Source organism: Paenibacillus sp. YAF4_2, from assembly GCF_052113225.1.
Lineage (GTDB): Bacteria > Bacillota > Bacilli > Paenibacillales > Paenibacillaceae > Pristimantibacillus.
Genome location: NZ_JBFRCT010000011.1, coordinates 1 through 19,712 on the forward strand (window position 1 = coordinate 1; position 19,712 = coordinate 19,712).

Consider the following 19,712-nt stretch of genomic DNA (forward strand, 5'->3'; position numbering starts at 1 on the left):
GTCCATCCATAAGTGGCAGATTGCTCCGCCTTTCCCGATTCGGCCATGCGACCAATTCGCGTATCCGGTATTAGCATTCGTTTCCGAATGTTATCCCAGTCTTATGGGCAGGTTACCCACGTGTTACTCACCCGTCCGCCGCTAAYCTTTCCCCGAAGGAAAAGATCCGCTCGACTTGCATGTATTAGGCACGCCGCCAGCGTTCGTCCTGAGCCAGGATCAAACTCTCCATGAAATGGTGTTTTCATCGCTCGACCGAAACCGAACGACGAAAACTCCTTGGTTGTTTGACTTGCTCAAACTTGACTAGCTATTTTATAACTTGTTTGAATCGACGTGATTCATTTGTTCAGTTTTCAAAGAACTTGTTTGTTTGTCACATTTTGTCGGTGACAAGATGTTATATTATCAGCTTCTCAACTCGTTGTCAACAGCTTGTTTCACATTTGTTTTTCAACTCGTGTGTTTCAGTTGTATGCGCCGTGTCTTCCGAAGCGACAAGAAATAATATACCATGTCCGATTTTGAATTACAACTTGTAATAAATGACATTTATATTTAGTTGCATTAAAAAAGCGCTGTATGCCTTAAAGGCATACAGCGCTTATCAATTCTAGTCTTCGCCTAACAAGCGAATTAGTTCATCCTCGTCTTCAATAACGGTAATCCCAAGATCCCGTGCTTTAGTCAGTTTACTGCCTGCACTCTCGCCAGCAATGACGAAGTCCGTCTTCTTCGAGACGCTGCCGCTTACTTTCGCACCACATGCCTCGAGCTTCTTAGCCGCTTCATCTCTCGACATCTTCGACAATGTGCCGGTCAGAACAACAGTCTTGCCGCTGAAGATGCTGTCTTGGCGTACAACGGCAGGCTGATCAGCTTCCGCTTTTACACCAAGCTCTCGCATACGAGCTATACTTGCCGCAATAATGGGATCAGCAAAATAGTTGACTATGCTGTCTGCTACGATAGCACCTACATCCTGAAGACCAACAAGCTCATCTGCTGTTGCTGACATCACACCATCTAGGCTTCCATAATGATCAGCCAGCATTTTAGTCGTAGCCTTACCGGTGTTCGGAATGCCAAGTGCGAATAAGAAAGCGGCCAAATCTCGATCTTTGGATTTTTCAAGCGCATCCAGCAGCTTACGTGCTTTTTTGTCACCGAAACGATCCAGCTTGATCAAATCATCATAGCCAAGGGCATAGAGATCTGCCGGATCATGAACATTACAATCCGCATACAGCTGTTCCGCTGTCATGATGCTGAAAGCCTCGATATCCATCGCGTCGCGGGATGCAAAATGAGTAATACGTCCAATAATCTGCGGACGGCAGCCGAGTTTATTGTTACAGAATAGATGGGCGCCGCGCTGCTCAAGCTCAGTTCCGCATGAAGGACATTCGGTTGGGAACACGATCTCTTGCCCTGGCTCGTCATCTACTTTTCCTAGTATTTCTGGAATAACATCATTGGACCTGCGGATAGATACAAGCGTGCCCAAAGCATACTTCAAGTTCTTCCGCTCAATGTCTCCAATATTATTAAGCGTACAGTTCTGAACGGTTACGCCTGCAAGTTCCACGGCTTCAACTCGTGCTACCGGTGTAATCTTACCTGTACGGCCAACCTCCCAAGATACAGACTCGAGCACCGTGGCCGCTTCTTCCGCCTCAAACTTAAAGGCGACAGCCCACCGCGGGAATTTGTCCGTATAGCCAAGCGCTTCCCTGGTACGCATATCTACAAGCTTCACGACGGCACCATCGATTAAAAAGTCGAGACTGGTACGCATTTCAGTGATATGCACTAACTCCGCCTGTACTTCTTCAATCGTATCGAAATAGGAAGCATACGGATTTACTTTAAATAAGTTATCTTTCAGGAATTGCTGCATTTCACGATGATTCGTAAATGAGATTCCTTCCGCGTGTCCAACATTATAGAAGAAAGCATTCAGCTTTCTCTCTGCCGTTACTTTCGGATTCAGGTTGCGAAGTGCACCTGCTGCGGCATTACGTGCATTCTTAAGCGGATCCACTGCCGCCCTATTATAGCTCTCCAAGACTGACAGGTTCATAATGCCCTCGCCTTGCACTTCAATGATCCCATCTCGGAAAGGAATAGTTAACGGAACAGAACGGATCGTGCGCACCTGCGCCAATATCCCCTCGCCTACTGTGCCATTCCCCCGTGTAGAAGCTTGGATGAGCTGTCCATTCTCATAAGTCAGGTTTAGGGTAAGACCGTCGAACTTCAGCTCAATGACATAACTCGGTTGTGGAAGCGGCTCTTCCTCTGGATGCTTTGCATTATAATCATTAATGCCTTTAAGTACCCGCTGATTCCAAGCGAGCAGATCCTCTGTGTCTTGCGCCTTATCAAGGCTCCATAAACGAGCCCGATGACGGTGAGGCTCAAAGCCTTTTAGCAGCTCTCCGCCTACCCGTTGTGTCGGAGAATCCGGCAGCACTACACCGGTTGCTGTCTCAAGTGCTACCAGCTCATCGTACAGTTTATCGTAGTCAGCATCATTAATAGAAGGCCGATCAAGCGTGTAGTATTGATAGTTATGGGCGGAAATTTCCGCTGCAAGCTCTTGCATACGGGTCACTTGCTCAGGCGTAGCCGTCTGATTGTCCATGGGAGGGTCCCATCCTTCCATTCATTAAACTTTCGTTATTGGTGCAAAACCGGCCAATAGCCGTTTGACACCTACTGGCGCCGGGAAAGCGATTTGGAGTTCCATGTCATTGCCCGTTCCTTTGACGGAAACAATTACACCTTCGCCCCACTTGCCATGTGCGACTCTGTCACCAGCAGTAAACTGTCGTTCAGCACTGCCGCTAGCGGCAGCACCGCCTTGTACGGCTTTCGCTGCTGCGTCAAGCGGTGTACTTACGCGTACTCCCGCTCCCGATGGACCAGAGGTACGTGCTCCCGCGCTAGACGCACCGCCGAAGGATGGCGTGCGTCCTGCTCCAAAGCCAGCGGTGCTGCTGCTTGAGCCAAAGCTCGGGCGACTGCCTCCGCTAAAGCTGCTTCCAGAACGGCCAATGGTACCTCCAGGTGAAGCCAGTGTCTTGACATGGTCCGGCAATTCCTGCAGGAAACGAGAAGGCATATTGGAGCTGGTACGTCCGAATAAGGTACGCATGCGCGCACTGGTCATGTACAGCTGCTTCTCTGCACGAGTGATCCCTACATAAGCAAGGCGTCGCTCTTCTTCTAACTCCTCGTTGTCATTAAGCGCACGGCTGTGCGGGAAGATACTTTCCTCCATCCCAATAATGAATACAACCGGGAACTCGAGACCTTTGGCGCTATGCATCGTCATTAGAACGACCGCATTATTGTCCACCGCTTGGCCTTCCTCGTCTTTATCCATCGAATCAATATCAGCAATAAGAGCCAGATCGGTCAAGAACGCTACTAACGTCTTGTCATCGTTTCGTTTCTCGAAATCCTGCGTAACGGAGAGGAACTCGTCAATGTTCTCGAGGCGAGCCGTCGATTCAAGTGTCTTCTCACGCTGCAGCTCAATGCGGTACTGCGACATTTCCAGCACCTTTTCGGTTAACTCAGTCACTGACAAGTAATCAACCATTTGCGTCAAGTTATCGATCATATCTCGGAACTCATGAAGCAGCCCTTGCGCACGTGCATTCAGATCGATCCCCTGCAAGTTGCCGAGTACGTTATAGATGGATGCACCTTGGCGTACAGCTTCTTCAGCAAGCTTTGCAACTGTTGTATCCCCAATCCCCCGCTTCGGAACGTTAATGATCCGCTGCAAGCTGATATCATCATCTGGATTCGAGATTAGTCTAAGGTAAGCAAGCAAGTCCTTAATCTCTTTCCGATCATAGAACTTAATGCCGCCTACAATCTGATAAGGAATATCGGACTTGATGAGAATTTCCTCTATGACACGAGACTGGGCGTTCGTCCGGTACAAAATCGCATGATCCTCGTATTTACGTCCGTTTTTCACATTCTTACTGATTGTGCCGGTTACGAAATAGCCTTCATCATGTTCGGAATCTGCCTGGTACAACGTAATCAGATCGCCTTCCCCTGCATCGGTCCACAGCTTCTTCGCCTTGCGTCCCGTATTCAACTTAATAACAGCATTCGCTGCATCGAGAATGTTCGAGGTTGAACGATAGTTCTGCTCCAGCATGATTGTCCGAGCTTCTGGATAGTCATCTTCAAAGTTCAGGATGTTCGAAATGTCTGCTCCACGCCAGCGATAGATCGACTGGTCGCTGTCACCGACAACGCAAATATTATGATGTTTGTCAGCCAGCATACGGCAGAGCATATACTGGGCACGGTTCGTATCTTGATACTCATCCACGTGGATAAAACGGAATTTGTTCTGATAGAATTCCAGCACTTCCGGCATTTCCTTAAATAGCTCAATCGTCGTCATGATCAGATCATCGAAATCAAGCGAGTTATTGCTCTTCAGCCGCTTCTGGTACATCTTATATACCTTCGCCACAATATCGGTGAAATAGTCACCTGTCTTCTGCTCGTAACGTTCCGGCGAGAGCAGTTCATTCTTAGCTCCGCTCATCGCAGCCTGCACAGATTTGGGCTCTATCTTTTTCACATCGATATTGAGTTCTTTCATACAATTGCGGATAACCGATAACTGATCTGCGGAATCAAGAATCGAGAAATTAGAGGTAAAGCCAATTCGGCTGATATCTTTTCTGAGAATCCGTACACACATGGAGTGGAAAGTCGATACCCATATATCTTGGCCGGACGGCCCAATCAGCGCGGCAACCCTTGCCTGCATCTCTCTTGCTGCTTTATTCGTAAAGGTAATGGCTAATATGCTCCAAGGAGCAACCCGCTTCTTCTCAATTAAATAAGCGATACGATGGGTAAGCACGCGCGTCTTGCCGCTGCCTGCTCCCGCCATAATAAGTAAAGGTCCATCCGTTGCCTGAACGGCATCTCGCTGCGGAGGGTTCAGCTTCTGTACGGCTTGATCGATATTAATCGGATTAAACATGAATGTACTCCTTAATCTTTGGTATAAATTTTTAATTTAAGTATAGAACTGTTCGCATTTGTTCGCTCTTTATTGTTAGTGTAGACAACGGCCTCTAAAGTGTCAATTTACAAATAAAAAGCTATTCCTAAAGCTTTCAAAAACGCTCTCGGAATAGCTCTGTGCTGCTTCATATTACGTAGTATAACCTTAATTTTAAGCTTGCTTCATCAAGCACTCACCTTGTTATCTGGCAACTGCACGAACAGCCTCGACCGTCGACAACGCTGCCTTCAAATCGGTGTAGATGATATTTCCAACAACAATGGTATCTGCATGTTCCGCAGCAAGACGGGCCGTGTCCGCATTATGAATGCCCCCGCCATAAAATAACTGCGTTTCATGAGCAGCTTCCTTCGCTGCACGAACAAGTGCCATATCGCCAAAACGCCCGCTGTACTCGATATAAATGACCGGCAGACGCATGAGTCTAGCCCCCATACGAACATGAGCAACAAGTGCCGCTTCATCCAGCTCTGTTCTAGCGCCGGTGACAGTTGCCGCTGTCGCTTCGTTGTTAAGGATAATATAACCCTGCGAGGCCGTTTCTTCCCATGGCACAAAGGAACCATATTCCTTCAGCCCTTCAACTTGGCGGCCGATGATCCATTCCGCCTTATCGGTATTGAGGACAATCGGGACAAAGTAGCCGTCAAAACCGGGTACCGCACCATCAAGTGTAGACACCTCGAGGGCACAGTCTACCTCATAGCGGCGGATGCGCGCCATGAGATCAACTGTATTTTCAAACGTTACGCCACTGGAGCCGCCAACAATAATAGCATCCGTCCCGGACATACAGATCGCATCTAGTGCATCATCTGAAATATCCTTCTCCGGATCTATTTTGAACACATGTCTCCAGTTGCTGTACCATGCTCCATTCATGCGATGGTTCTCCTTATTTCACGAGCTGCCCGCGTGTTACACCGAGCTGGTTCGTAGCTTTTAGCGTTTTCCATACTTTCGTACCGCTAATACGGCCATCCAGTGCATCGCGATATAATCCAAGCACTTCACGTACTTTGTCTGGCGTTTCTTCCAGGAATTCAACGCGGAAGGATGGTACGCCAAGCTCAAGGAAGTTGCGGATATATTCGGAGCCGGATTGCTCAATTGCATTGTACACCGTATTACGGCAGCCTTCGTCTACACGTACGGGATGCGACATACCAATACGGTCCTGAAGGGATGCGCGATGATCTTCACAAGGACGGCCACAGTTCGTATAGTCCGTTCCTTCGCTCATGAAGGTACAATAAACGCAATGCTCTGTATGGAACATCGGCATGTGCTGCTGGATAACAACTTCCAGACGGGAAGTATCCGATTGCTCCAGCATATCGACCATCTGCTGAATGTTCAGGTCATACGACGGCGTAATGAGATCAAGACCTGCATCAGCAAATACTTCAACTGCTTTATGATTCGCCACGTTAAGCGAGAAGTCACCGATCAATCTCGGGAACGGCTTATCGGGATTCTCTGCACGCGCACGAAGGTAGTAATACAATGCACCTGTATTGCGGACAAGCACCGCATCCGGTTGAAGCTTCAAAATATTCGCATGGTAGCCGTTCTCTCCAGGCATATGAATGCGAGGTGTAGCAAGTGCAATTGGTTTTCCAGCGCTTCTTGCTACTTCAATAGCTGCAGGGAACTGCTTAATGAATTCAAAGTCGGCATAGATCATCTCTACGTTCATTTGAACGGCCGCCTCGACCTGCTCCAAATTACGGCAAAGAGCCGTCAATTGCGGTTCCGCCACCTGTTGTTTGGCTTGTTGTGCTGCTGCCGTGTTAGGAGCATCATCCAAAGGATCAATCATATGCTTCACATAGATCGGCGGCTTCGGACGCTCACCCGTCAGGTTCTCAACAGCTTCACGACGCATCCGGTTCAGTTCACGAACCGGTACGATAAGTTCACCCTCGAGTGCAACTTCAATCTGGTCCAGCTGATACAAGGTACCACCAAGACGACCAAGCTGATCTTCAAGCAATGCTGCATCCATCGGACGCTTATTCGCTTGCTCAAGCATAAGCTCAGATTCAACCGCAACCGTAACACCCTTCTGAACATCCGTCCACCAAGTACGAAGCGGCTCACCTGCTGCACCGGATACCTTCAAATGCAGCGGGAATACACGGTACGGCTTCTCAGTCTCGAAAGTTGTACGTAGACGTCTATCCAGTGCAGGGTCATTGGTCTTCCAAATCTTATCTCCAACATGTACTTTGCGAAGGTCTACGTCATTACGTCCGGCGACAAGCTCAAGAAGAGTCCCTTCCTGTGCTTCGCCTTCAATCTTCTGGCCATGACGGCGAAGATCATAGACACGTCCGCCTTCTTCCTTCTTCGTTGGATCCCCAGCGTCAAATACGATACCGTCGCCGCGCTTGAGCGGAGCTTCAAGGCGGATCGTTACTGCATCACGAAGAATACGTTCAACACGGCCCAGATACACGCCGCGGCTTTTCGGGAAGGTACCGTCTACCAGTTGCTTATTGTTCGTTCCTGTCAGGAAGCCATGTGTAAAGCCGCGGGAGAAGCTTTGCTGCAGCTCACGAATTTCTTCCTTAGAAGGGCCAGTAAGGTCACCAGCAAAATAGCTGTCGATCGCTTTGCGGTATTTACTTACTACGTTCGCCACATATTCCGGGCTTTTCAGGCGGCCTTCAATTTTGAAGGAGGTAACGCCCGCTTGAATCAATTCAGGAATCAGATCAATAGCCGCTAGATCCTTGGGAGATAATAAATAAGCGACATCGCCCATCGGCTTATGCTCGCCATCTACCATAAGATCGTACGGGAGTCGGCATGCCTGCGCGCATTCACCGCGGTTCGCAGAACGTCCGCCCCACATTTCTGATGTTAAACATTGGCCTGAGTAAGATACGCAAAGCGCACCATGTACGAATACTTCCATCGGAAGCTTCGCTTGCTCGCCAATCTTTTGAATTTGCTTCAAGTTATTTTCGCGGCCAAGCACGACACGCTCCATACCAAATGGCTTCGTGAATTCCACTGCTTCTGGCGAAGTAATCGTCATTTGAGTCGAGCCATGAATCGGGAAATCCGGAGACAATTCACGAATCATCTTCACAAGACCCAGATCCTGAACGATAACCGCATCGACACCGGCATTAATACACATCTCAATTAATTGCTTTGCATCGCGAAGTTCATCCTCGAATACGAGAATGTTAAAGGTCAGAAAGCCTTTTACCCCATACGTATGAAGAAAAGCCATAATCTCAGGCAGTTCCTCGCTTCGGAAATTGTTCGCACGAGCCCGGGCATTAAACTTTTCTACACCAAAAAAAATGGCATCCGCGCCGTTAGCTACTGCTGCGCGCATGCATTCCCAGTCGCCGGCCGGAGCCAGCAGCTCGATATCCTCTCGCTTTATATTAATCGTCATTCGACATTCATTCCTCCAATTGTAAACCTGCTATTGCTAGTTTAACAAACCACAGCACTAGATGCCACCACCCAATACTGGCAGGGCAGAGAAAAGAAGCCGGTTCTCACAAATGCGAGAACCGGCTCTCTCTAGCTCTTTATTAAAATTAGGAGAATTTGATCGATTTCACTACGGAATCAATACGATCCAAAGCGCTAGGTGTAGCGTTTGCTTCATTGACACCAAACATGAACATCAGAGTATTTCCTTTGCTTTGAACAAAGTAGAAAATCTCTGTAGTCGGCAGTCCCTCAGAAGAAACATCCTCAACCGAGTATTTGATGACAGTCGCATTACCTACATAAAATGAAGTGTTTCCTGAGACAGTAAGACCTTCTTTTTGCAAAGATTGCTGTACCGCTCTGGATACAGTTGCAGCATCAGTATCTTCAATGGCTTGAATAATCATATGGCCGAAATTATCTACATACGTAACGGATTCCTGATTAAAATCAGTGTCGACCCCAAGCCAATACGCAGGAAGGTTGATCGAATAACCGTATTTGCTGCTAGTTTTGGTAATAAGGTTTGTGCGATCTACATTATCCATATCATCTTCGATTTGACCATAATTCGCTTGTACATAGGCTGTATCGATATCAATCGTTGCCATTGTGGACTTAAATAACGCTTCACCTTGCGCACCCGTCTTGGAATCATAGTTGAAATCGATAGCGTAACGATAGTTGCCTACAATTAGAAGCACTTCATTTGCCGTGTACCAAGTTTTTTGGTCATAGCTGAAATCATAGGATAATACAAGTGCATTACCATCTTTCAATGTAATAGAAGAAGTTTTCTCATTCCGGATATAATTCGAAAGGAAATCTTCATGAACGAGTTGTTGTCTGCGGGCAAGCCATTGTTCAGCAGTATCCTGTCCCTGTACCGAAGAAATGCTGAAGGAGAAGTAGCCGTTCTCACTTACGAAGGAAGGATTGGTGCTGTCCGAATCACGGTACCAGCCTGCAGGAAGCTTAAGGGATAGCCCGAAATCCTTATCGTTGATCGACATTAATCCATCAACTACTTTTGTAATATCTTTTACGGCTTTATTTGCTTTATCAAAAGATGGCACGAAACTATCGAGTAACGATTGGTATGGATCAAGAGCTGTTTTCTCAGACCCGGCTACACCACCCATTACATAATAAAGGGTCTCGCCTTTTTGAACTGCACGATATTCAAACAGCATACCGCGTTTCGTCGTTCTAGTTACCATTTTCTCAAAGTTAAGACCATTAACCGTAATCGTACGTTTGTCGATGACAACTTCGTCGTCGCCTAGCCAGCTCGTCGTAATTTTGTCACGGATCTCATCGCTGCTCAGGACATCGGTCACTTTCTCCGTCGATACGATTACACTGGATTGACTTGTGGTATTCCCCCAAATAACAAACGTTCCGTCGTCGCTTTGATTAGCCAGAACAAGACCCGGAGGGTAGTTCATTGTCCAACCCAGATAGCTGTCTCCTACTTTTGTCTTGCCGTAGTCAGGGTCGATATTCGTGCTGCCACCAGAGTTACCGCTGCCTGACTGTGCAAGAGCACCTGTAACAACAATTTCATTGGTTTTCTTATCTCTGCCGATCTTCGCTCCAAACGCCTCAACAATAACCCGAACCGGGACCATTGTAGTACTCTTGATAATGACTGGCGCAACGGCAACCGTTTGGTCTTTGCCATTTACTTTCACGGTCTTGCTGCCGATTGTTACTACAACCGTTTTATCATTGTAAGTAAGCGTAATAATCTTGTTGTCCTGCAGCTTCAGCTTGGCACCAAAAGCTTTTGTAATTACACTAAGCGGTACCATCGTTGTTCCGCTTTTCTCAAATGGAGCTGTTAATACGGTCGATTGTTTGCCATTAATTGTAACGCTCGTGCTGTTTGTTTTCAGGCGGACTTCTACTGCACCACTTGTTGAATAAGCTGCAAAAGCTGCTGCTGGTACGATCGTTGCAACAAGAAAGACAGCCAAAAGCATAAATACAAAACGTTTCATTCTAAATGCTCTCATTCTCTCTACTCTCCCTATTATAAATAAATAGAATTATTAAGCCGTAGTCAGCGTTAGTTTACGGGTAACCAAATCGCCTTCAATCATCATCATAATTTCAATCTGCTGCCCAGGTAAATACGATTTCAAGAGCTCATTCAGCTCTACAATAGACGAAATCTGATGACCTGCAACGGAGTATAAAATATCTCCAATTTGAATTCCTAGTTTCTTGGCAGATTCCGATTTAACAGAAGTCACCGTCAGGCCATCATCAGTCGGCAGACCAACAATAGCTGCATAGCTTTCTTCCAATCCAACTCCCAAGGATGCACGTTTGACATAACCGTACTTAAAGAATTGTCCGGTTACATAGGAAACGGTATCAATCGGAATTGAAAAGCCCATGTTATCGATGCCTTCATCCACAAACTTCATGGAATTGATCCCGATCACTTCGCCCTTCATATTCACGAGTGGACCGCCGCTGTTACCAGGATTAATAGCTGCATCGGTTTGCAGCAGCCTGTAGAACGACGAGACCGAACGGTTCATACCGCTAAGAATGCCTGTAGTAGCCGTGTTGCGAAGCGAGAAAGATACTGGCGTTCCGATTGCAATAACCGTCTCTCCAACTTTCGCTTGTAGTGGTGAAGCAGCAAACTTCGCAACTGGCAGCTTGGTCGCATTAATTTTGACAAGCGCTAGATCGCTTACCTCGTCAACATTGCTTGTCTTCCCGCTATACTGCTTACCATCCGCTGTGACGACAGTAATATTGGTCATGTCTTTCACGACATGGGCGTTTGTCAAAATCCATCCATCCGATTTCATAATGACGCCTGTCCCATGTGCTAAAGCATACCGCTGATTCCCCCCGTCTACAGGCTTGCCAATGATTCCGACAACAGAAGGCGACACCTTGCTGATAATAGTTGGAATATCGGCAGGCGGTGTGTACGAGTAGGTCTTGGATGATGCATCATAAGTCCCTGCACCTCCCAACGTACCTGTGAGAGATGAAGCTTTTACATACACTTCTCCATTAATTTTGGTCGCACTCAATTTCATTGTTCCGGGACTTGCTGCCGTTCCCGCTGCAAACGCAGAACTAGTCACCAATAGTCCTCCCGTAAGGACAATAACGCCTGCTCGAATCATACTACGCTTCACTCTATCACTCTCCCAGATCCAACAAAAAAGAGAATCCCATATATAGGAAACACTTTCCTAAATGTATCACGCTAAGATAGTGCACAACAAGAAGAATTTGTAATGGATTTGGTAAAAATCGTGAATATAGCCTATTAAAATAATTCCCATTCCTTATTGCGATTTAATTCGGCTAGATTCAATAGCATCGTTTATTTACTCATGAAAAACTTCCTTCTGACATTTCTTGTCCCTGTAAGGATAAAAAGTTGTAGCATGGATACTGCGCTTTCATTTGAATTGCTTTGTTTATATGCGATTTTGGTTTTTCTTTTGTAATTATGAGGTATCCCGTGAAGGAGGATGTTATAATGAGGACAAGCAAACCATAGGAGGGAATTATAATGAAATTAGGCGTATTTGCTGTACTTTTCTCACAAAAACCTTTTGAAGAAGCACTCGATTATATCGCTTCCAAAGGTCTTGAAGCGGTTGAACTTGGAACTGGTGGTTACCCTGGTAATGCACACTGCGATCCAGATGTTCTGCTTGCTGATGCAGGTAAATTGAAAGCGTTTAAACAAGCAGTAGAATCGCGTGGCCTGATCATTAGCGCACTTAGCTGTCATGCTAATCCACTTCATCCGCAAAAAGCAATCTCCAACGCAGATGATGCTATTATCCGTAAAACAATTGAGCTTGCAAACCGCCTGGAAGTTCCAGTGGTAAATACATTCTCCGGCTGCCCTGGTGACCACGAGGATGCAAAATATCCGAACTGGCCGGTTGCTCCATGGCCAAACGATTTCCAAGATATCTTGAAATGGCAATGGGAAGAAAAAGTTATTCCATATTGGTCTGAAGTTGGCGGAATCGCTGAACAAAGCGGTATCAAAATCGGCCTCGAGCTTCATGGTGGATTCTCCGTTCATACACCTGCTACCCTGCTTCGCCTTCGTGAAGCTGCTGGTAAAGCAATCGGCGCTAACCTTGACCCATCCCATATGTGGTGGCAAGGAATTGACCCTGTGGAAGCGATCAAGATTCTGGGCCGCGAAAATGCGATCCATCACTTCCATGCTAAAGATACAACGATTGACGTTAACAACGTAAACAAACATGGTCTGACAGATATGCAATCGTACACAATGATGCTGGATCGTGCTTGGCAGTTCCGTTCCGTTGGCTTTGGTCATGACCTGAAAACTTGGGCAGATATTATCAGCACACTGCGCCTTGTTGGTTACGACTATGTTGTCAGCATCGAGCATGAAGACGGCCTGATGTCCGTTGAAGAAGGCTTCTCGAAAGCTGTTCAAAACTTGCAGCAAGTTTTGATTAAAGAGCCTGTTGGCGATATGTGGTGGGTATAATTCTTTAGTGGTGGGAAGAGTATTCGCTGCGCAAGAGCATGTTTCTTCCGATCGCCATTGTCCGTGGATTTCCTCAATTAACCGCCCAGCGGTTGAAATCCACGGACAAAAGCGAACGCTACGCTTCTCCAGAAACATGTTCTCGCTCCGCTCACTCAACCAACCAAAAAGAATTAATGAAGTGAGTAGTAAAAGAGCCTGCCTGGCATTACGCCGGGCAGGCTCTTCTTATTTTGAAGACACTTATGATAGGGTCTCCCACCTCGCCCACATCTCCTGTGGGTTGAGCTCGTAGATTTCGTTTTGGCGGAACATAAATTGGTGCATAATAAATTCTCTGCGGAGTGTTGCGAAATCTTCGTGGTAGCCTTTGATGAATTCGTTAAGCTCTTTTTCGGTGTATTTACGTTCCTTCTCGAGCTTGGAGACGATATGCTCCAAGACAATGAGCTTTTTCTTGAGCTGCGCTGGGATAGACTTCAGCTTGCCGGCGGCCGTGAAGAAGTTTTTGATCACGGACTGCTTCATACGCTCTAAATCCTCGTTCAACTCTTCTGCCTCTCCTTTCCGACTTGTTTGCCTATAGATCAAGTTTGCCGTTGCATTCGAACCGTTCTTAATAAAGTAATCATTGAGTGAGAAATAAATGGTGTTCTTATCTCTTCGCTCATTAATCAGACTCGCCTCACGCAGCTTAGCCGCATGATGAGTTACAGTTGCTGGTGTTACTCCCAGCTTCTCCGCAAGTACCTGACCATTAAGCTCGCCTTCTGCAAGCAGAATCAATAGCCGAATTCGTGTCGGGTCAGCCAGCGCTTTATGATAATTGACGACTTTATCTAATTGCACAGGTTTTCACTCCTCGTTAATTAGTATATTTAGCATTCATCAAATTAGATAATTATTAAAATAGATAGTAATGGATTACATCACAAAAGTCAATTCTCACAAAATAAAAACGCCAGCCCATTATGACCCCTTTCGGATCATCGGACCAGCGCTCACTATAAAATAATAAAGCCTGCCGTAAAATCGGCAGGCCTTCCTATTTAAGCCATCCAAACTTTAAAGATCATGATGTAATCAATGTAAGCAAACAAGGCAAGCGATACGAATGTAAATCCGATCGCGAATACATTTTTCTTAGAACCAGCTCTCAATAAACGTACAAAACCAATCAAGATCAAAATGGTAAATGCAAGCATGAACCAGTCGAATGTGTTGATATTGCTAGTCGATTGTGCTGCCTCTTCTGCTGCCAAAAACATCGAGTGGACCCCCTTTTATTCGCACGTAGCCTATATTACCTCTATGTTATCTTCAAGTGGCAAATGATGCAAGTCCGATTCAGCTTTCGTAACAACTTTGTCACCATTTCCCACATTTTGAACCAATATATCAGAACGTAGCTTCTCCATTCTGCCCTGCAAATATAAAATGTCCATCTCTTCCATCATTTATAACTACTTTCTTGTTGAAAATAACATAAAGGGGCTCTCCTTTAAGGTACATAAAGGAAAGTCCCTCTGTAAGTTCTAACTTATTCCACTACTCCGGCCACTACACTTTCTTCTGCGGCACGGTACTTCTTAACGGTACGTTCGCGGTCCCGCTCCATAACCGGCTTCAAGTACTTGCCGGTATAGGAACCTGTAACCTTCACAACATCCTCTGGTGCACCTGTTGCAACAATCGTTCCGCCGCCGTTACCGCCTTCTGGCCCGAGATCAATCAAATAATCCGCTGTCTTGATGACATCCAGATTATGTTCAATAACTAGCACCGATTCTCCTGAATCGACCAAACGATGCAGAACGGTTAACAGACGATCAATATCATCAACATGAAGCCCTGTCGTTGGCTCATCCAGAATGTAGAGCGTCTTGCCCGTGCTGCGGCGATATAACTCAGAAGCCAGCTTCACACGCTGCGCTTCACCACCCGACAAAGTTGTAGCCGGCTGGCCTAAAGTCATGTAACCAAGACCAACATCAAGCAGCGTCTGCAGCTTCCGATAAATACGAGGAATGTTCTCGAAGAACTTTGTGCCATCTTCAATGGTCATTTCCAGCACTTCGGCGATATTTTTACCTTTGTATTTCACTTCAAGCGTCTCGCGGTTATAACGTTTCCCTTTGCAAATCTCACAAGGCACATACACATCCGGCAGGAAGTGCATCTCGATCTTAATGATGCCGTCGCCTCTGCAGGCTTCACAGCGGCCACCTTTCACGTTAAAGCTGAAGCGGCCTTTCTTATAACCACGTACTTTCGCTTCATTTGTTGTCGCATACAGATCACGCACATCATCAAATACGCCGGTATAAGTAGCCGGGTTGGAACGAGGTGTACGGCCAATTGGCGATTGATCAATATCTATAACCTTCTCCAAGTGTTCGATACCACGCAATTCCTTATAATCGCCAGGACGAACCTTTGCTTTGTTCAAGTCGCGTGCCAGCGTCTTATACAGGATCTCATTCACGAGTGTAGACTTACCAGAACCAGATACGCCGGTTACTGCTGTAAAGATACCAAGTGGAATCTTCACGTTGACACCACGCAGGTTATTTTCTTTGGCCCCACGAATCTCCAGCCACTTGTCGCCGGTACTGCGGCGCTCAAGCGGAACATCGATAAATTTCTTCCCGCTCAAATACTGGCCGGTTAGTGAATTATCGTCCTTCATAATTTCTTCCGGCGTCCCCTCAGCCATTACCGTTCCGCCGTGAATACCTGCGCCTGGACCAATATCGATGATATAGTCTGCTGCCAGCATTGTATCTTCGTCATGTTCAACAACGATAAGCGTATTGCCAAGGTTGCGCATATGTTCAAGCGTCTCAATTAGACGGTCATTATCACGCTGATGGAGACCAATGCTTGGCTCGTCCAAAATATATAAGACTCCCATTAGACTGGAGCCAATCTGCGTTGCCAGGCGAATACGCTGCGCTTCGCCGCCAGACAAGGTTCCCGCTGCACGGCTCATCGACAAGTATTCTAAACCAACGTTAACGAGGAAGCCGAGACGGCTATTGATTTCTTTCAAAATCAGATGTCCAATCTTCTTTTCTTTCTCGCTTAGTTCAAGCGAATCGAAGAAACGCTGCGCTTCACCAATCGATAAGGAAGTGACAAACGAGATGTTCTTCGCGTTAATCGTAACGGCCAGGCTTTCTTTCTTCAAGCGATGACCTTTACAGGTACCGCATGGCTTCGCGCTCATATAAGCTTGGATATATTCCCGTATGCCCTCTGAGGCCGTTTCACGATAACGACGCTCCAGGTTATGCACGATGCCTTCGAACGGAACGTAAGCTTCCTTCCGATGACCAAAGTCATTCTCATAAAGGAACTTCACCCGCTCCCCGCCTGTACCGTACATTAGCTTTTTCATTTGATCCGCAGTCAGAGCCGATACCGGAACATCCTGCGGAATATCGTAATGCTTGCATACCGCGCTTAGGAATTGCGGGTAATAGTTCGACGTACTTCCTGCCCACGCTTCGAATGCCCCTTCATTAATCGCTTTGCTTGTATCCGGTACAAGCAGTTCAGGGTCAACGATCATCTTCACACCTAACCCGTCACATTCCGGACATGCACCGTAAGGGCTGTTGAATGAGAACATACGTGGTGCAAGCTCCTCGACACTAAAGCCGCATTCGGGACATGCTAGGTTAGAGCTGAACAGTAATTCTTCCTGATCTATAATATCAACAATAACCCGGCCATCAGCCAATTTGAGAGCCGTCTCGAGAGAATCCGCCAAGCGGCCTTGAATATCCGGCTTCACAACGATCCGGTCGATGACAACCTCAATGTTATGCTTCTTGTTCTTTTCCAGTTCAATCTTCTCACTAAGCTCACGAAGTTCGCCATTTACCCGAACCCGCACATAGCCTTGCTTCTGAGTATCAGCAAGCAGCTTCGTATGCTCGCCCTTACGTCCGGAAATAAGTGGGGCCAGAATTTGCAGCTTGGTCCGCTCCGGATACTCCATAATCCGATCGACCATTTGCTCTACCGTCTGCGATGTAATCTCAATGCCGTGTTCAGGACAATGAGGTTTACCGATGCGGGCATACAGCAAACGCAAATAATCGTAAATCTCCGTTACAGTACCAACCGTGGAACGCGGGTTACGGCTTGTCGTCTTCTGATCGATGGAGATCGCCGGCGAGAGTCCTTCAATGGAATCGACATCCGGCTTCTCCATTTGACCTAGAAACTGTCTTGCATAAGCCGATAAAGACTCGACATATCTGCGCTGGCCTTCCGCGTAAATCGTATCGAAAGCAAGCGAGGATTTCCCCGAGCCGCTTAGTCCTGTCAGTACGACAAACTTGTCACGGGGAATTGTAACGTCGATATTTTTCAAGTTATGGGCTCTTGCCCCTTTGATTACAATCTTGTCACTAGCCACTTCTTCGTTCCTCCCATTCCTTATCTCTATCCAAGCTCCGCACGAAGCTCAAGCACCGCATCACGCAGCTCTGCTGCTCTCTCGAACTGCAGGTTCTTCGCCGCATCCTTCATCTCTGCTTCCAGCCTTTGCAGCAAAGCTTGGCGATCCTTCTTCGACATCTTCGCTGAGCCTACGCCCGTCAAGTATTCCGACTTCTCCTCGGCTACTTTCGTCGCCTTAATATCATCATGAACCTTCTTACGAATCGTCTGCGGCGTTATGCCATGCTTCTCGTTATATGCAATCTGGATCGTCCGGCGGCGCTCCGTCTCCTTAAGTGCCTTATCCATGGAATCCGTAATCTTATCTCCGTACATGATAACTCGGCCTTCACTGTTACGCGCAGCACGCCCAATCGTCTGGATCAGCGAGCGTTCAGAGCGAAGGAAGCCTTCTTTATCAGCATCCAGGATCGAGACAAGCGATACTTCTGGTAAATCGAGACCTTCCCTCAGCAAGTTAATACCCACCAGCACATGGAACGTACCAAGGCGCAAATCACGCAGAATCGCAATCCGTTCCAGTGTCTTGATATCAGAGTGCAGATAACGCACTTTAATGCCAATCTCTTTGAAATAATCCGTTAGATCCTCAGCCATCTTCTTCGTCAGCGTTGTGACAAGAACACGTTCATCTTTGGCGATTCTGTCGCGGATCTCGACTAACAAATCATCGATTTGCCCTTTCGTCGGGCGTACCTCAATTATCGGATCAAGCAAACCTGTCGGACGTATAATCTGTTCAATCATCGTCGGGCATTGCTCCAGCTCATAAGGTCCCGGTGTAGCCGATACATAAATTTGTTGTTTGGATTTCTCCTCGAATTCCTCGAAGCGCAGCGGCCGGTTATCCAGCGCCGACGGCAAGCGGAAGCCGTGATTCACAAGCATTTCCTTCCGCGCTCGGTCACCATTGTACATCGCCCGGATCTGCGGCAGGGTTACGTGGGATTCGTCAATAACGATCAGCATATCTTCCGGAAAATAATCCATCAGCGTATACGGCGTAGCTCCACGTTCCCGGAATGTCAGAGGTCCAGAATAGTTCTCGATGCCAGAGCAGAAGCCCATCTCCGCCATCATCTCAAGATCATAACGGGTTCGCTGCTCCAAACGCTGCGCTTCGAGCAATTTTCCATTCTCCCGCAGCTCTGCAAGACGCTCCTCCAGCTCACGCTCGATATTGCCAAGCGCAACCTTCATTGTCTCTTCATGGGTAACGAAGTGAGAAGCCGGGAATATGGCCACATGTTCGCGTTCGCTTACGATCTCGCCAGTAAGCACGTCGATCTCCGTAATCCGTTCAATCTCATCGCCAAACAGCTCGACCCGAATCGCCCGTTCATTATTGGCAACCGGGAAAATCTCTACTATATCACCACGTACGCGGAACGTACCGCGGATAAAGTTAATATCATTGCGCTGGTACTGAATATCAACCAGCTTATGAAGAATTGTATCCCTAGGCTTCTCCATACCTACCCGCAGCGACAGAACTAAACTGCCGTATTCGGAAGGCGAACCGAGACCATAAATACAGGATACACTCGCTACAATAATGACGTCCCTGCGTTCGAACAAAGAACTGGTCGCGGAGTGGCGCAGCTTGTCGATCTCATCATTAATGCTGGAATCCTTCTCGATATAGGTATCTGTAGACGGGATATAAGCCTCAGGCTGAAAATAATCATAATAGCTGACAAAGTAACTTACCGCATTGTCCGGGAAAAACTGCTTAAACTCGCTGCACAGCTGTGCCGCGAGCGTCTTGTTGTGTGCAATGACCAGCGTCGGCCGGTTAAGCTCCGCAATCATATTCGCAATCGTGTAGGTCTTGCCCGTACCTGTCGCACCAAGCAAGGTCTGCTTGGCTTCACCGTTCTTCACACCTTCAACAAGTTTTCTGATCGCTCCCGGTTGATCGCCCTGCGGCGTGTAGTCGGACTTTAATTGAAATAATTGCTCTGAAATCTCACTCACTTGCGCCATCCACCCCGTTTCCCTTACTCATCAATCATTATAGTCAAAATTCTTATATAAAAGAATATAGCATATCCGAATGTGTGTTCCCCTCTATTATAGACATCTATAACAGCCGTTGCAACAAGGTGAAACGGCTTCGCCGTCATTCGATGGCGAGGCGCGTTTCATTCCGGAGAATTCTATGCTCTATTTATAAGA

11 protein-coding genes and 1 rRNA gene are annotated in these 19,712 nt (G+C 47.0%); 1 reads left to right on the top strand and 11 read right to left on the bottom strand.

The features are described 5' to 3' along the window. The 7 genes from AB4Y93_RS23220 to AB4Y93_RS23250 form a co-directional block, all read right to left on the bottom strand. A 16S ribosomal RNA gene (locus AB4Y93_RS23220) occupies positions 1-235 on the bottom strand; the annotation flags it as partial. A 378-nt stretch (positions 236-613) separates the two neighbouring features. Continuing rightward, positions 614-2,647: an NAD-dependent DNA ligase LigA gene (gene ligA / locus AB4Y93_RS23225; protein ID WP_441895518.1), complete on the bottom strand. Its 2,034-nt coding sequence runs from the start codon at positions 2,645-2,647 to the stop codon at positions 614-616. 24 nt (positions 2,648-2,671) lie between these two features. Beyond that, the gene (gene pcrA, locus AB4Y93_RS23230) at positions 2,672-5,032 is read right to left on the bottom strand and encodes a DNA helicase PcrA (protein WP_441895520.1); all 2,361 of its coding nucleotides are present in this window, start codon (positions 5,030-5,032) and stop codon (positions 2,672-2,674) included. Positions 5,033-5,257: 225 nt separating this feature from the next. Further along, entirely contained in the window at positions 5,258-5,959 is a 702-nt protein-coding gene (locus tag AB4Y93_RS23235; RefSeq protein ID WP_441895521.1) for a heptaprenylglyceryl phosphate synthase, read from the bottom strand. A gap of 13 nt (positions 5,960-5,972) precedes the next feature. Further along, positions 5,973-8,495 carry a DUF3656 domain-containing U32 family peptidase gene (locus AB4Y93_RS23240; protein ID WP_441895523.1) on the bottom strand — a complete coding sequence of 841 codons (2,523 nt, stop codon included), beginning with the start codon at positions 8,493-8,495 and terminating at the stop codon, positions 5,973-5,975. A 148-nt stretch (positions 8,496-8,643) separates the two neighbouring features. Next, a complete protein-coding gene (locus tag AB4Y93_RS23245) occupies positions 8,644-10,557 on the bottom strand; it encodes a copper amine oxidase N-terminal domain-containing protein (protein ID WP_441895524.1) in 1,914 nt (637 codons plus the stop codon). A 36-nt stretch (positions 10,558-10,593) separates the two neighbouring features. After that, positions 10,594-11,709, bottom strand: coding sequence for a S1C family serine protease (locus tag AB4Y93_RS23250; protein ID WP_441895525.1), 1,116 nt, complete (start codon positions 11,707-11,709; stop codon positions 10,594-10,596). A gap of 383 nt (positions 11,710-12,092) precedes the next feature. Between AB4Y93_RS23250 and AB4Y93_RS23255 the strand changes: the two genes are divergently transcribed. Further along, entirely contained in the window at positions 12,093-13,061 is a 969-nt protein-coding gene (locus AB4Y93_RS23255; RefSeq protein WP_441895527.1) for a sugar phosphate isomerase/epimerase family protein, read from the top strand. Between the two features lie 243 nt (positions 13,062-13,304). Here AB4Y93_RS23255 and AB4Y93_RS23260 read toward each other — a convergent pair whose 3' ends face one another. The 4 genes from AB4Y93_RS23260 to uvrB form a co-directional block, all read right to left on the bottom strand. Further along, positions 13,305-13,910, bottom strand: coding sequence for a metalloregulator ArsR/SmtB family transcription factor (locus AB4Y93_RS23260; protein WP_441895529.1), 606 nt, complete (start codon positions 13,908-13,910; stop codon positions 13,305-13,307). Positions 13,911-14,110: 200 nt separating this feature from the next. Beyond that, entirely contained in the window at positions 14,111-14,329 is a 219-nt protein-coding gene (locus AB4Y93_RS23265; protein ID WP_167280915.1) for a hypothetical protein, read from the bottom strand. Positions 14,330-14,601: 272 nt separating this feature from the next. Then, positions 14,602-17,490: an excinuclease ABC subunit UvrA gene (gene uvrA / locus AB4Y93_RS23270; protein WP_441895531.1), complete on the bottom strand. Its 2,889-nt coding sequence runs from the start codon at positions 17,488-17,490 to the stop codon at positions 14,602-14,604. Between the two features lie 26 nt (positions 17,491-17,516). Then, positions 17,517-19,520 (bottom strand): excinuclease ABC subunit UvrB, encoded by a 2,004-nt coding sequence (gene uvrB, locus AB4Y93_RS23275; RefSeq protein WP_441895532.1) that lies wholly within the window; start codon positions 19,518-19,520, stop codon positions 17,517-17,519. Positions 19,521-19,712 lie beyond the last annotated feature (192 nt).

Excerpts from the sequence above, each read along its gene's own strand:
- uvrB (WP_441895532.1), bottom strand. The coding sequence starts at position 19,520 with ATGGCGCAAGTGAGTGAGATTTCAGAGCAATTATTTCAATTAAAGTCC.
- AB4Y93_RS23255 (WP_441895527.1), top strand. The coding sequence starts at position 12,093 with ATGAAATTAGGCGTATTTGCTGTACTTTTCTCACAAAAACCTTTTGAA.
- AB4Y93_RS23235 (WP_441895521.1), bottom strand. The coding sequence starts at position 5,959 with ATGAATGGAGCATGGTACAGCAACTGGAGACATGTGTTCAAAATAGAT.
- pcrA (WP_441895520.1), bottom strand. The coding sequence starts at position 5,032 with ATGTTTAATCCGATTAATATCGATCAAGCCGTACAGAAGCTGAACCCT.
- ligA (WP_441895518.1), bottom strand. The coding sequence starts at position 2,647 with ATGGACAATCAGACGGCTACGCCTGAGCAAGTGACCCGTATGCAAGAG.
- AB4Y93_RS23245 (WP_441895524.1), bottom strand. The coding sequence starts at position 10,557 with ATGAGAGCATTTAGAATGAAACGTTTTGTATTTATGCTTTTGGCTGTC.
- AB4Y93_RS23240 (WP_441895523.1), bottom strand. The coding sequence starts at position 8,495 with ATGACGATTAATATAAAGCGAGAGGATATCGAGCTGCTGGCTCCGGCC.
- AB4Y93_RS23265 (WP_167280915.1), bottom strand. The coding sequence starts at position 14,329 with ATGTTTTTGGCAGCAGAAGAGGCAGCACAATCGACTAGCAATATCAAC.